Genomic DNA, 12,432 nt, shown 5'->3' on the forward strand with positions numbered 1-12,432 from the left:
CCCCCCCCCCCCCCGCCCCCCGCTCGGGGGGGCCCCCGCCCCCCCGGCCCCCCCGATGATACCCCCGCGGGCCGCGGGGGGGGGGGTAACTGGGGGGGGCGGGCCGCCCCCCAGGGGGGGGGGGGATGGGGGGGCGCCGGGCCACCCGGGGTCCGGATGCCCGCCGCTCCATCGGCGTCCGCCGTCCGGCGGGGAAGCCGTCAGCCGAAGACGGCCAGGCTCTTCGCCTTGCCCTTGGACTCCTCGACGAGGGCCAGGAAGGTGCCGTCCGCGCCGAAGACGCCGACAGGACCGGCGCCCGCGTACTCGGCGGGCATCTCCAGGCGCACCCCGTTCAGGAGCAGCTTGGCGCGGCGCGCGTCGACCTCCCAGCGCGGGAACGCGGCGCTCGCGGCGTCGGCCACCGGCATCACGCCGAACGACTCCTGGAGCTGGTCCAGGGTCTTGGCCCCGTCGAGCTTGTAGGGCCCGACCCGGGTGCGGCGCAACGCGGTGAGATGGCCGCCGACGCCCAGGTCGGCGCCGAGGTCGCGGGCGAGGGCCCGGATGTAGGTGCCGGAGGAGCAGACGACGGACACCACGAGGTCGAGCACGGGGGTCCCGTCCTCGGCGACGGCGTCCCGCATGTCGTAGACCTGGAAGGAGGAGACGGTGACCGGCCGGGCCGGGATCTCGAACTCCTCGCCCTCACGGGCGCGCTTGTACGAGCGCACGCCGTTGATCTTGATGGCGCTGACCTTGGACGGCACCTGCATGATGGCGCCGGTCAGCTTGGCGACACCCGCGTCGACGGCGTCGCGCCGCACTCCGGAGGCGTCGGTGGACGAGGTGATGTCGCCCTCGGCGTCGTCGGTGAGCGTGTTCTGCCCGAGCCGGATCGTGCCGAGGTACTCCTTCTCGGTCAGCGCGAGGTGACCGAGGAGCTTGGTGGCGCGCTCGACGCCGAGCACGAGGACGCCCGTCGCCATCGGGTCGAGGGTGCCCGCGTGGCCGACGCGGCGGGTCCTGGCGATCCCGCGCATCTTGGCCACGACGTCGTGCGAGGTGAAGCCCGACGGCTTGTCGACGATGACCAGGCCGTCGGGCGGAGGGGTGCGGTCGGACATGCTCAGGCGTCGCCGTCCGTCTCGTCCTCGGCGGCGTCGTCTTCCGGCTTCTTGTACGGGTCGGCGTCGCCCGCGAAGGCGGCGCCGGCGGACGCCTGGCGCACCTGGGCGTCCGAGGCCCGCGCCTTGTCGAGGAGGTCCTCGATGGTGCGGGCGTTGTCCGGCAGGGCGTCCGCGACGAAGGTGAGGGTCGGCGTGAACTTCACGCCGGCCGCGGCACCCACCGCGGAACGCAGGACTCCCTTGGCGCTCTCCAGACCGGCGGCCGCCTCGGCCCGCTCCTCGTCGTCCCCGTACACCGTGTAGAAGACGGTGGCCTCCCGCAGGTCACCCGTCACCCGGGTGTCCGTGATGGTGACGTGGGTGCCGAGCCGCGGGTCCTTGATCCCGCGCTGCAGCTTCTGGGCCACCACCTCTCGGATGAGGTCCGCCAGCCTCTTGGCGCGCGCGTTGTCGGCCACTGGTCCGTCTCCTTAGTAACTGTCTTGCTTCTTGCTTCAGTCTTCGTCGCTGTGGAGCCTGCGTCGAACCGAGAGCAGTTCCACCTCGGGCCGGGCCGCCACCAGCCGCTCGCAGCGGTCCAGTACGTCGCTGAGGTGTCCCGTGTCCCCGGAGACCAGCGCGAGCCCGATCTCGGCCCTGCGATGGAGGTCCTGGTTGCCCGTCTCCGCCGCGCTCACCGCGTACTTGCGCTGGAGCTCGGCCACGATGGGGCGAACGAGGGAGCGTTTCTCCTTCAGCGAGTGGACGTCGCCGAGGAGCAGATCGAAGGACAGAGTCCCCACATACATGTGTGTCCGGATGTCCCGCCGGTTCGGGTTCGTAAAGGCGCCACAGCTGACGCCGATACGGGAACCGTACACGCAACGGCCGGGGCCGATCGACGGAAATAAGTCCCGCCGACCGGCCCCAGTCGGTTACCGCGTGGATCAGACGCGCGGCTTCTCGCGCATCTCGTACGTCGCGATGACGTCGTCGACCTTGATGTCGTTGAAGTTGCCGAGGTTGATACCGCCCTCGAACCCTTCGCGGATCTCGGTGACGTCGTCCTTGAAGCGACGCAGACCGGAGATGTTGAGGTTCTCCGCGATGACCTTGCCATCGCGCAGCAGGCGCGCCTTGGTGTTGCGCTTGACCTCTCCGGACCGGACGAGCACACCGGCGATGTTGCCCAGCTTGGACGACTTGAAGACCTCGCGGATCTCCGCCGTGCCGAGCTCGACCTCCTCGTACTCCGGCTTGAGCATGCCCTTGAGGGCCGCCTCGATCTCCTCGATGGCCTGGTAGATCACCGAGTAGTACCGGACGTCGACGCCCTCGCGCTCCGCCATCTGCTGCGCACGGCCGGCTGCCCGGACGTTGAAGCCGATGACGATGGCGTCGGAGCCGGTCGCCAGGTTGATGTCGGACTCGGTGACCGCACCCACACCGCGGTGCAGGACACGGATGTCGACCTCTTCACCGACGTCGAGCTGGAGCAGCGAGGACTCGAGAGCCTCCACCGAACCGGACGCGTCGCCCTTGATGATGAGGTTGAGCTCCTGCACCAGACCGGCCTTGAGGGCCTCGTCCAGGTTCTCCAGGGAGAACCGGACGCCGCGGCGCGCGAAGTTGGCGTTGCGCTCGCGAGCGGCACGCTTCTCGGCGATCTGACGGGCCGTACGGTCCTCGTCGACCACCAGGAAGTTGTCGCCGGCACCCGGGACGTTGGTGAGACCGAGCACGAGGACGGGGGTCGAGGGACCCGCTTCCTCCACGTTGTTGCCGTTGTCGTCGAGCATCGCCCGGACGCGGCCGTACGCGTCGCCGACCACCATGGTGTCGCCGATGCGCAGCGTGCCTCGCTGGACGAGGACGGTCGACACCGCACCACGACCGCGGTCGAGGTGGGACTCGATCGCAATACCCTGCGCGTCCTGCTCCGGGTTGGCCCGCAGGTCGAGCGAGGCGTCCGCGGTCAGGACCACGGCCTCGAGCAGGGAGTCGATGTTCAGACCCTGCTTGGCGGAGATGTCGACGAACATGGTGTCGCCGCCGTACTCCTCGGCCACCAGGCCGTACTCGGTCAGCTGACCGCGCACCTTGGTCGGGTCGGCACCCTCGACGTCGATCTTGTTGACCGCGACGACGATCGGGACCTCGGCGGCCTTGGCGTGGTTGAGCGCCTCGACCGTCTGGGGCATGACGCCGTCGTTGGCCGCGACCACGAGGATCGCGATGTCGGTCGACTTCGCACCACGGGCACGCATGGCGGTGAACGCCTCGTGACCCGGGGTGTCGATGAAGGTGATCCGACGCTCTTCGTCGTTGACCTCGGTCGTGACCTGGTACGCACCGATGTGCTGCGTGATACCGCCGGCCTCGCCCGCGACGACGTTCGTCTTGCGGATGGTGTCGAGCAGTCGGGTCTTACCGTGGTCGACGTGACCCATGACGGTGACGACCGGCGGACGGGACATGAGCATGTCCTCGCCGCCCTCGTCCTCGCCGAACTCGATGTCGAAGGACTCGAGCAGCTCGCGGTCCTCCTCCTCCGGGCTGACGACCTCGAGGACGTAGTTCATCTCGCCCGCGAGCAGCTGGAGGGTCTCGTCGGAGACGGACTGCGTGGCAGTGACCATCTCGCCGAGGTTCATCATCACGGCGACGAGCGAGGCCGGGTTGGCGCCGATCTTCTCCGCGAAGTCGGTCAGCGAGGCACCGCGCGACAGGCGGACGGTCTGTCCGTTGCCGCGAGGCAGCATGACGCCGCCCACCGACGGGGCCTGCATGGCCTCGTACTCCTGGCGCCTCTGACGCTTCGACTTGCGACCACGACGGGCGGGCCCGCCGGGACGGCCGAACGCACCCTGCGTGCCACCACGGCCACCCGGACCACCGGGACGACCGCCGAAGCCGGGACGGCCACCGCCGCCACCGCCGGGACGGCCGGCGAAGCCGCCGCCACCGCCACCGGGACCACCGGGACGACCCGCGAAGCCGCCGCCACCGCCACCGGGACGGCCGGCGAAGCCGCCGCCACCGGGACGACCGCCGCCGCCACCCGGACGACCGCCGCCACCCGGACCGCGGCCACCGGGGCCACCGCCGGGACGCGGGCCCGCTGCGGGGCGCTGCGGCATCATGCCGGGGTTCGGACGGTTACCACCGGGGCCGCCGCCGGGACGCGGACCGGCCGCGCCGCCCTGCGGACGGGGCATGCCGCCCGGGGTCGGACGGGCGCCGCCCTGACCCTGCGGACGGGGACCGCCCTGACCCGCACCCTGGGGGCGCGGACCGCCCGGGGCACCGGGGCCGCCGGGACGCGGGGCGCCGCCGGGACGGGGCGCCTGCGGGCGCGCCATGCCGGTGGAGCCGCCGGACGTGAAGGGGTTGTTGCCCGGACGCGGGCCCGCGGGCCGGGCACCACCGGGACGGGGCGCACCCTGGCCGCCGGGACGCGGGGCGCCCTGACGGTCGCCGCGCTGACCCTGACCACCCTGGGCACCCTGACCGGGGGCCGGACGGCCACCGGGCTTCGGGGCGCCGGGACGGGCACCCGGACGCGCACCACCGGCGGCCGGAGCGGCCGGGGCGGCGGGAGCCGCGGGGGGCGCCGTGAACTCGGGCGCGGCCGGAGCCGGCGTGGCCGGCTTGGGGGCCGGCTTCGGACCCGGCCGCGGACCCGGCGCGGGGGCCGAGGCGGCGGGCTTCTCCGCGGCGGCCGGCTTGGGGGCCGGCGGGCGCGGCGCGGCAGGCTTCGCGGCCTGCGCGGGGGAAGGGGTGGGACGCGGCGCCGCGGGCTTCGCGGGCGCGGCCTTGCGTGCGGCGGGCTTGCCGCCGCCATTGCCCTGCTGGAGGGCATCAGTCAACTTGCGCACGACCGGCGCCTCGATCGTCGAGGACGCCGAACGGACGAATTCACCGAGTTCCTGGAGCTTGGCCATGACGACCTTGCTCTCCACACCGAACTCCTTGGCGAGTTCGTATACCCGGACCTTAGCCACTTCGCTCCTTTTAGGTCCGGGTTACGCCGGACCGTCGCTACTTCATGGGCGTACTCATCGCGTGCTCATCGAGTGCTCATCGCAATCTCGACCTACTTCCAACTCGCGGGGTACCAGGGCCGCGCGGAGGTTCCGCGCGGCGCTTCTTACGGTGTTGCCCGTCCGACCCGGTGGCTCAGCGCCTCCGTGTCGAACGGTCCAGGGGCCTTGAACGCCCGCTGGAAGGCCCGACGGCGGACCGCCTGGTCGAAACAGACCTGGGCGGGGTGCAGATACGCACCCCGGCCGGGCAGCGTACCGCGATCATCGGGGACGCACGCGCCCTCGACGACCACGATCCGCAGCAGATCGCTCTTGGCCGCTCGCTCGCGGCAACCCACGCAGGTTCGCTCAGGGCATGCGCCGACGTGCGTCCGGCCAGACACGATTAAGTCTACCTCCCCGTACCGACCTCACCCCTTTGGGGGAAAAATCGAACGGCTGTCTCGTTACATTCTGTCGTGATCCAAGCGCACAGCGCCCGGATTTATTCCCCGGCGCCCGGTGCGGGCTGCTCGGTGTCCGGCCGGATGTCGATGCGCCAGCCGGTCAGCCGGGCCGCGAGCCGGGCGTTCTGGCCCTCCTTGCCGATGGCGAGGGAGAGCTGGTAGTCGGGCACCGTCACCCGGGCCGAGCGGGCGCCCAGGTCCACGATCTCGACCTTCGAGACGCGGGCCGGGGACAGTGCGTTGGCCACCATGTCGGCCGGGTCGTCGGACCAGTCGACGATGTCGATCTTCTCGCCGTTGAGCTCGCCCATGACATTGCGCACACGGCCGCCCATGGGGCCGATGCAGGCGCCCTTGGCGTTGAGCCCGCTGCGGGTGGAGCGGACGGCGATCTTCGTACGGTGGCCGGCCTCGCGGGCGATGGCGGCGATCTCGACGGACCCGTCGGCGATCTCCGGCACCTCGAGCGCGAAGAGCTTCTTGACCAGGTTCGGGTGCGTGCGCGACAGCGTCACGGACGGACCGCGCACACCCTTGGCGACCCGGACGACGTAGCTGCGCAGGCGCATGCCGTGCGGGTACTCCTCGCCCGGCACCTGCTCCTGCACCGGCAGGATGGCTTCGAGCTTGCCGATGTCGACCAGCACGTTCTTCGGGTCGCGGCCCTGCTGGACGACGCCCATCACGATGTCGCCCTCGCGGCCGGCGTACTCGCCGAGCGTCGCGTCGTCCTCGGCGTCGCGCAGCCGCTGCAGGATGACCTGCTTGGCGGTCGTGGCGGCGATACGGCCGAAGTCCGAGGGCGTGTCGTCGAACTCGCGCGGCTCCTGACCCTCTTCCAGGTCGTCCGCGTCCTCCTTCGCCCAGACCGTCACGTGTCCGCTCTCGCGGTCGAGCTTCACGCGCGCGTGGCGGCGGCTTCCCTCGGTGCGGTGGTAGGCGATGAGGAGGGCCGATTCGATCGCCTCGACCAGCAGATCGAAGGAGATCTCCTTCTCCCGGACCAGACCCCGCAGGGCACTCATGTCGATGTCCACGGCTACGCCTCCTCTTCGTTCTTGTCTTCGTTCGCGTTCTTGCGGTTGAACTCGACCTGGACCCGCGCCTTGGCGATGTCCGTGAAGCCGAGCCTGCGGGCGGTGGCCTTGCGGCCCTTCACGCCCGGGACCTCCAGGTCGAGACCCTCGTCGTCCACCTGGAGGATGCGCGCGGTCACTTCGCCGCCGTCGGTCAGCGTGAACTTCACGAGGCGGTCCGTCGCGCGGACGTAGTGGCGGTGCTCGGTGAGCGCGCGCTCGGCGCCGGGCGTGCCGACCTCGAGCTCGTACTCTCCGTCGCCCATCACATCGGTCTCGTCGAGCTTCGCCGAGAGCGCGCGGCTCACATCGGCGACGGCGTCCAGATCGGCGCCTTCCTCGGAGTCCACGACGACGCGCAGCACCCGCTTGCGTCCGACCGAGGCCACTTCGATCTCTTCGAGATCGAGCCCCTGTGAGCTGACGAGCGGTTCCAGTAGTTCCCGCAGCCTCTCGTTCTGGGTGGTGCTCATCCGGGTGACTCCTCGGCCGCGTGTGCTGTTGTGGTCGCTGACAATCCTTGCGCGTCAGGTCAAAGGGTATCCGGTCCAGGGGGGTGTTGCCGTCCACCGGGCGGGGGCCGAAGGTACGGTGATCTTCGCGTCACCCATCGCTCATACTGCCGAATCGTTTCCGGAGCTCTTTCCGGTCTTCCCGCCGAGGACGTCCGCCGTGCCGCACATCCCCCAGGTCCCGCCCGGGCCACGCCGTAGGACTCTGCTCGCCTCGCTGGCCGGGGCGAGCGCCCTGCTGACCGCGTGCTCGGGCGGCGGTGACGGTACCGAGGGCGGCAGCGGCGCGCCGTCCGTCTCGCAGGAGCGGCGGATGCGGACGCAGGCGGCGCGGGACAGCGCGGACCTGCTCGGCCGCTACGACGACGCCCTCACCGCCCGGCCCGGGCTCGCGGGGCGGCTCGGGCCGCTGCGGGCCGAGACCGAGCGGCACGTGCAGGCGTTCGGCGGGGCGGCCGTGCCGAGCCGGATGGCGGGCGCGCCCGCGCCGACGGCGAGCCCCGTCGCCGAGAAGGACGTCCTCAAGGCGCTCGCGGCGGCCGAGCGCGAGCTGTCGGACCGGCGTCTGGCCGCGCTCGTGGACGCCCCGGCCGAGCTCGCGCGGCTGCTCGCCTCGGTGGCGGCGGCCGGCGCCGCGCACGCGTACCTGCTGACGGAAGGCTGACCGGCATGGCGGAGAACGACGGGCTGCTCGCGGCGGTGCAGGCCGCGCTGCGCGCCGAGCACGCGGCGGTGTACGGGTACGGGGTGGTCGGCGGCCGGATCCGCGAGGGCCGGCGCTCCGAAGCCCGCGCCGCGTACGACGTGCACCGGGCGCGCAGGGACGAACTGCGGCGCGCGGTACGGGACTTGGGCGCGAAGCCGGAGGAGTCCGCCGGGGCGTACGCGCTGCCGTTCCCGGTGCCGGACTCGGCCGCCGCGGCCCGCCTGGCCGCGGACATCGAGGACAAGGTCGCGGGCGTGTACTCGGATCTCGTACGGGCGTCGAGCGGCGACCGGCGCCGGGGCGCGGCCGATGCGCTGCGGGAGGCGGCGGTCCGTGCGGTGCGGTGGCGCGGCGGCAGCGTAGCCTTCCCTGGGCTCACCGAACGGGCCGCGGTGCCGTCCGCCTCGGCCTCCGGATCGTCGGTGGCGCCCGGTACCTGAGCTGTCTTCGGAAGGGAAAGTCTCGCGCATGGCATTCGAACCGCCTTCGCGCCTGGTGAACGCGCTCGGCGAGGTGCGCGACGAGGGGGCGTCCGCGTGGCTGGCCCGGCTCGGCACCCTGCTGGAGGAGGCGGCGGCCCGGCGCGGGGTCGACGTCGAACGGATCCATCTGCCCGGCGGCCGCAGCAGCCTGGTCGCGCACGTGCGGACGGCCGAGGGCACCCCGGCGGTGCTGAAGCTGGCGCCCGAGCGGTTCCGCCCGGAGGCGGAGCGCGCGGCGCTGACCCACTGGGACGGTCTCGGCGCGGTGCGGCTCCTGGACCCGGGCCCGAGCGACGGCGCGCTGCTCCTGGAGCGGCTGCACCCGGAGGTCTCGGTCCGTACGCTGCCGGAGGCCAAGGCGCTCCTGGAGGCGGCGGGCACGCTGCGCCGGCTCTGGGTCGATCCGCCGGCGGGCCGCAACTGCGAGACGGTGCCCGAGCGCACGGGCCGGCAGGCCACGCTGATGCGGGCGACGGTCGACGACTTCCCCGAGGTGGCGCCGCTGGTGGACGCGGCGCTCACGGCCCGGGACGAGCTGGTGGCGGCGCCGCCGGAGCTGCGGCTGCTGCACGGCACGTTCCGGCAGAGCAAGGTGCTCGCGGGTGAGCGGGTGCCGTGGCTGGCCATCGGCCCGGATCCGGTGGTCGGCGAGTGCGCCTTCGATCTGGCCCGTCTGGTGCGCGACCGGGTCGAGGACCTGATCGGCTCCCCGTCCGGCCCGGCGATCACCCGGCGGCGTGTGCGCAAGCTCGCCGAGTCCCTCGACGTGGACCAGGAGCGGCTGCGCGGCTGGACGCTGTTCCGCGCGGTGGAGTCCGGGGTGCGGGCGCTGCGGGTGGGCCGGCCCGGCGACGCGGAGAACCTGCTGGAGTTCGCGGGCTGGCTCTGACCGCTACAGGGTCCGGGCGTACGCGACGCAGGGGCGGCCCGAGCGGGTCGTGGTCCCGATGGCGTGGAAGCCCGTGCGCTGGAGGACGGCGCGGGAGGCGTGGTTCTCCGGTTCGGCCGCGGCGGTGACGCGGGTGAGGTGGTAGTCCTCGCGGGCCAGGGTGAACAGGCGGCGGACCGCTTCGGTGGCCAGGCCCTTGCCCGTGGCGTGCTCGGCCAGCCGGAAGCCGAGTTCGGCGCTGCCGTCGGCCGGGTCGTACAGGTTGAAGCGGCCGATGATCTCGCCTTCGGCGGTGACCAGGACGTGCATGTGGGCCGTGCCCTCGGTCTGCTCGGCGAGGTTCGCGGTGTGCCGGGCCGCGAACTCCTCGAAGTAGGCGTCGCCGCGGTCGGGGACGCTCTGCGCGAAGAACGCGCGGTTGTCGCGTTCGAAGCTGAGCACGGCGTCCGCGTGGTCGGCTCGCAGGGGCTGCAGTTCGGGCATGGCGCGACCATAGGCTGCGCCGACCGGGCCCGTACACCGAATTGCCGCTGGCGGAGCGTCGACGGCCTCAGCTCCGTCGTGGCTGGTCGCGCAGTTCCTCGCGCCCCTGAGATGCACACCCTTCGGGTGGCATCTCCCCGATGAGGCGCAGCCTCATCAGGGGCGCGGGGAACTGCGCGACCAGCCCCCACCGGGCCGCGGTCCGGTACGAGACCGTTTCGGCCCGGTGGCTCCGGGATCAGGCGGAGGTCAGGCGGGCGACGGCCTCGTCGACCGTCAGCTCCTCGCGCTCGCCCGTGCGGCGGTCCTTGAGCTCGACGATGCCGTCGGCGCTGCGGCGGCCCGCGACCAGGATCTGCGGGACACCGATGAGCTCGGAGTCGGTGAACTTGACGCCGGGCGAGATGCCGGGGCGGTCGTCGACCAGGACACGGACACCGGCGGCGGCCAGCTTGTCGGAGACCTCGAGGGCCAGCTCGGTCTGGAGCGCCTTGCCGGCGGCGACGACGTGGACGTCGGCCGGGGCGATCTCGGCGGGCCAGACGAGGCCCTTGTCGTCGGCGTGCTGCTCGGCGAGCGCGGCGACGGCACGGGAGACGCCGATGCCGTAGGAGCCCATCGTGACGCGGACCGGCTTGCCGTTCTGGCCGAGGACGTCGAGCTGGAAGGCGTCGGCGTACTTGCGGCCGAGCTGGAAGATGTGGCCGATCTCGATGGCGCGGTCCAGCTTGAGGCCGGTGCCGCAGTTGGGGCACGGGTCGCCTTCCTGGACGACCACGACGTCGACGTAGGCGTCGACCTCGAAGTCACGGCCCGCGACGACGTTCTTCGCGTGCGTGCCTTCCTTGTTGGCGCCGGTGATCCAGGAGGTGCCGGGGGCGACGCGGGGGTCGGCGAGGTACTGGACCTTCTCCAGGCCCTGCGGGCCGACGTAGCCGCGCACGAGGTCGGGGCGGTCGGTGAAGTCCTCGGCGGTGACCAGCTCGACGGTGGCCGGGGCGAAGTGGGCCTCGACCTTGTCCATGTCGACCTCGCGGTCGCCGGGGACGCCGACGGCGACGATCTCGCCGTCGACCTTCACGAGGAGGTTCTTGAGGGTGGCGGAGGCCTCGACGCCGAGGTGCGCGGCGAGCGTCTCGATGGTGGGGGTGTCCGGGGTGGGGATCTCCTCGAGCGCGGGCACGCCGGCCGCGTCCACGGCCTTCAGCTCGAAGGAGACGGCCTCGGTGTTCGCCGCGTACTCGCAGTTCGGGCAGTCGGCGAAGGTGTCCTCGCCGGCGGCGGCCGGGGCGAGGAACTCCTCGGACTTGGAGCCGCCCATGGCGCCGGCGGTGGCGGCGCAGATGCGGTAGTCGAGGCCGAGGCGCTCGAAGATGCGCTGGTAGGCGGCGCGGTGCAGCGCGTAGGACCGGGCCAGGCCCTCGTCCTCCAGGTCGAAGGAGTAGGAGTCCTTCATCTGGAACTCGCGGCCGCGCAGGATGCCGGCGCGGGGGCGGGCCTCGTCGCGGTACTTGGTCTGGATCTGGTAGAGGATCACGGGCAGGTCCTTGTAGGACGTGCACTGGTCCTTGACGAGCTGGGTGAAGATCTCCTCGTGGGTCGGGCCGAGGAGGTAGTCACCGCCCTTGCGGTCGTTGAGGCGGAACAGCTCGGCGCCGTACTCCTCCCAGCGGCCGGTCGCCTCGTAGGGCTCCTTGGGCAGCAGGGCGGGGAGCAGGACCTCCTGGGCGCCGATGGCGTCCATCTCCTCGCGGATGACGCGCTCGACGTTGGCGTACACCTTGCGGCCGAGCGGCAGCCAGGACCAGACGCCGGCGGCGGTGCGGCGCACGTAACCGGCGCGGACGAGGAGCTTGTGGCTCAGCACCTCGGCGTCCGCCGGGTCGTCGCGCAGGGTCTTCACCATCAACCGGGACATGCGCTGGACCTGGACCTTGGCCATGATTTGTGACTCCTGCTGCGAAAGGGTGGTCCCTGGAGGTTAGCCGGGGGCCCGCCGCCGCCGGAAATCGGTTAGGTGTTGCGCCGCAGCGGCAGGGGAGCGCCCATGACCGCGTACGGCTTCGGAGCGCTCGGGAAGACGACCTGGCGGGCGAGGTCCTCGTAGCCGAGGGAGCGGTACAGGCCGCGGGCCGGGCTCTCGTGGTCGATCGCGGAGAGGATCGAGCGGGGCTGGAGCGCGGTGTCGGTGATCGTGGTGATGAGGGTGCGGCCGATGCCGCGGTTCTGGTAGCCGGGGTGGACGTGCAACTCGGTGATGACGAAGGAGTCGTCGAGCCAGTCCTCGGTGCCGCGGGCGCGCAGGTACGGCTCGACGACGGTGGACCACCAGTGCAGGCGGTCGTTGGGCATGCCGTAGACGAAGCCGACGAGGCGGCCGCTCTCGGTGGTCGCGCCGAGGGCGCGGGCGCCCGGGTAGGTCATGTGCCGCAGCACGATCTGCCGGCGGACGGCGATCTCGTCGTCGCTGAGTCCGAAGGCGTGGGCCTGGACGGCGAGGGCCTCGTCGACGCGGCTCCTCAGGTCGAGGTGGCCGATGGTGACGGTGTCGTCCGTGCGGTTCCGGTGCGGCATGCCCGGAGCGTACCCGGGGTGCCGTACTCCTAGGTCCTGTCTGGAGTTCCCCGTCTGCGCCCCGACGCCCGGCACGCACCCTCGCCGCACGGCGTCCCAGGACAGGTGGCTCCGCCACATGACCTGGGAC

General features: G+C 72.3%; 13 protein-coding genes. 3 read left to right on the plus strand and 10 right to left on the minus strand.

Features of this window, described 5'->3' with window-relative positions:
- Positions 1-200: 200 nt before the first annotated feature.
- The 7 genes from truB to rimP form a co-directional block, all read right to left on the minus strand.
- On the minus strand, positions 201-1,106 hold the full coding sequence (truB, locus tag ACFW9D_RS32340; RefSeq protein ID WP_384627867.1) for a tRNA pseudouridine(55) synthase TruB: 906 nt from the start codon (positions 1,104-1,106) through the stop codon (positions 201-203).
- 2 nt (positions 1,107-1,108) lie between these two features.
- On the minus strand, positions 1,109-1,567 hold the full coding sequence (rbfA, locus tag ACFW9D_RS32345; protein WP_384627869.1) for a 30S ribosome-binding factor RbfA: 459 nt from the start codon (positions 1,565-1,567) through the stop codon (positions 1,109-1,111).
- A 36-nt stretch (positions 1,568-1,603) separates the two neighbouring features.
- The gene (locus ACFW9D_RS32350) at positions 1,604-1,897 is read right to left on the minus strand and encodes a DUF503 domain-containing protein (protein ID WP_188336543.1); all 294 of its coding nucleotides are present in this window, start codon (positions 1,895-1,897) and stop codon (positions 1,604-1,606) included.
- 138 nt (positions 1,898-2,035) lie between these two features.
- On the minus strand, positions 2,036-5,092 hold the full coding sequence (gene infB / locus ACFW9D_RS32355; RefSeq protein WP_384627872.1) for a translation initiation factor IF-2: 3,057 nt from the start codon (positions 5,090-5,092) through the stop codon (positions 2,036-2,038).
- Positions 5,093-5,238: 146 nt separating this feature from the next.
- Positions 5,239-5,517, minus strand: coding sequence for a YlxR family protein (locus tag ACFW9D_RS32360; protein WP_188336545.1), 279 nt, complete (start codon positions 5,515-5,517; stop codon positions 5,239-5,241).
- 101 nt (positions 5,518-5,618) lie between these two features.
- Complete coding sequence (gene nusA / locus ACFW9D_RS32365) at positions 5,619-6,617, minus strand: transcription termination factor NusA (protein WP_188336546.1); 999 nt, start codon at positions 6,615-6,617, stop codon at positions 5,619-5,621.
- Between the two features lie 2 nt (positions 6,618-6,619).
- A complete protein-coding gene (rimP, locus tag ACFW9D_RS32370; protein WP_188336547.1) occupies positions 6,620-7,129 on the minus strand; it encodes a ribosome maturation factor RimP in 510 nt (169 codons plus the stop codon).
- A gap of 199 nt (positions 7,130-7,328) precedes the next feature.
- Between rimP and ACFW9D_RS32375 the strand changes: the two genes are divergently transcribed.
- From ACFW9D_RS32375 to ACFW9D_RS32385, 3 genes are read left to right on the plus strand one after another with little or no spacing between them, the layout of a single operon-like run.
- Entirely contained in the window at positions 7,329-7,832 is a 504-nt protein-coding gene (locus tag ACFW9D_RS32375) for a hypothetical protein (protein ID WP_188336548.1), read from the plus strand.
- Positions 7,833-7,837: 5 nt separating this feature from the next.
- Positions 7,838-8,314, plus strand: coding sequence for a ferritin-like domain-containing protein (locus ACFW9D_RS32380; protein ID WP_384627877.1), 477 nt, complete (start codon positions 7,838-7,840; stop codon positions 8,312-8,314).
- A 28-nt stretch (positions 8,315-8,342) separates the two neighbouring features.
- Positions 8,343-9,245: an aminoglycoside phosphotransferase family protein gene (locus ACFW9D_RS32385; protein WP_384627879.1), complete on the plus strand. Its 903-nt coding sequence runs from the start codon at positions 8,343-8,345 to the stop codon at positions 9,243-9,245.
- Between the two features lie 3 nt (positions 9,246-9,248).
- On the opposite strand, the gene ACFW9D_RS32390 is transcribed toward ACFW9D_RS32385, so the two are convergent.
- From ACFW9D_RS32390 to ACFW9D_RS32400, 3 genes are all read right to left on the minus strand, one after another.
- Positions 9,249-9,728 (minus strand): GNAT family N-acetyltransferase, encoded by a 480-nt coding sequence (locus ACFW9D_RS32390; protein ID WP_384627882.1) that lies wholly within the window; start codon positions 9,726-9,728, stop codon positions 9,249-9,251.
- A 238-nt stretch (positions 9,729-9,966) separates the two neighbouring features.
- The gene (locus ACFW9D_RS32395) at positions 9,967-11,670 is read right to left on the minus strand and encodes a proline--tRNA ligase (protein ID WP_188336552.1); all 1,704 of its coding nucleotides are present in this window, start codon (positions 11,668-11,670) and stop codon (positions 9,967-9,969) included.
- A gap of 71 nt (positions 11,671-11,741) precedes the next feature.
- Complete coding sequence (locus ACFW9D_RS32400) at positions 11,742-12,302, minus strand: GNAT family N-acetyltransferase (protein WP_188336553.1); 561 nt, start codon at positions 12,300-12,302, stop codon at positions 11,742-11,744.
- Positions 12,303-12,432: the final 130 nt, after the last annotated feature.

It is taken from the genome of Streptomyces sp. NPDC059524, from assembly GCF_042749255.1.
In the GTDB taxonomy this organism is placed as follows: domain Bacteria; phylum Actinomycetota; class Actinomycetes; order Streptomycetales; family Streptomycetaceae; genus Streptomyces; species Streptomyces xanthii.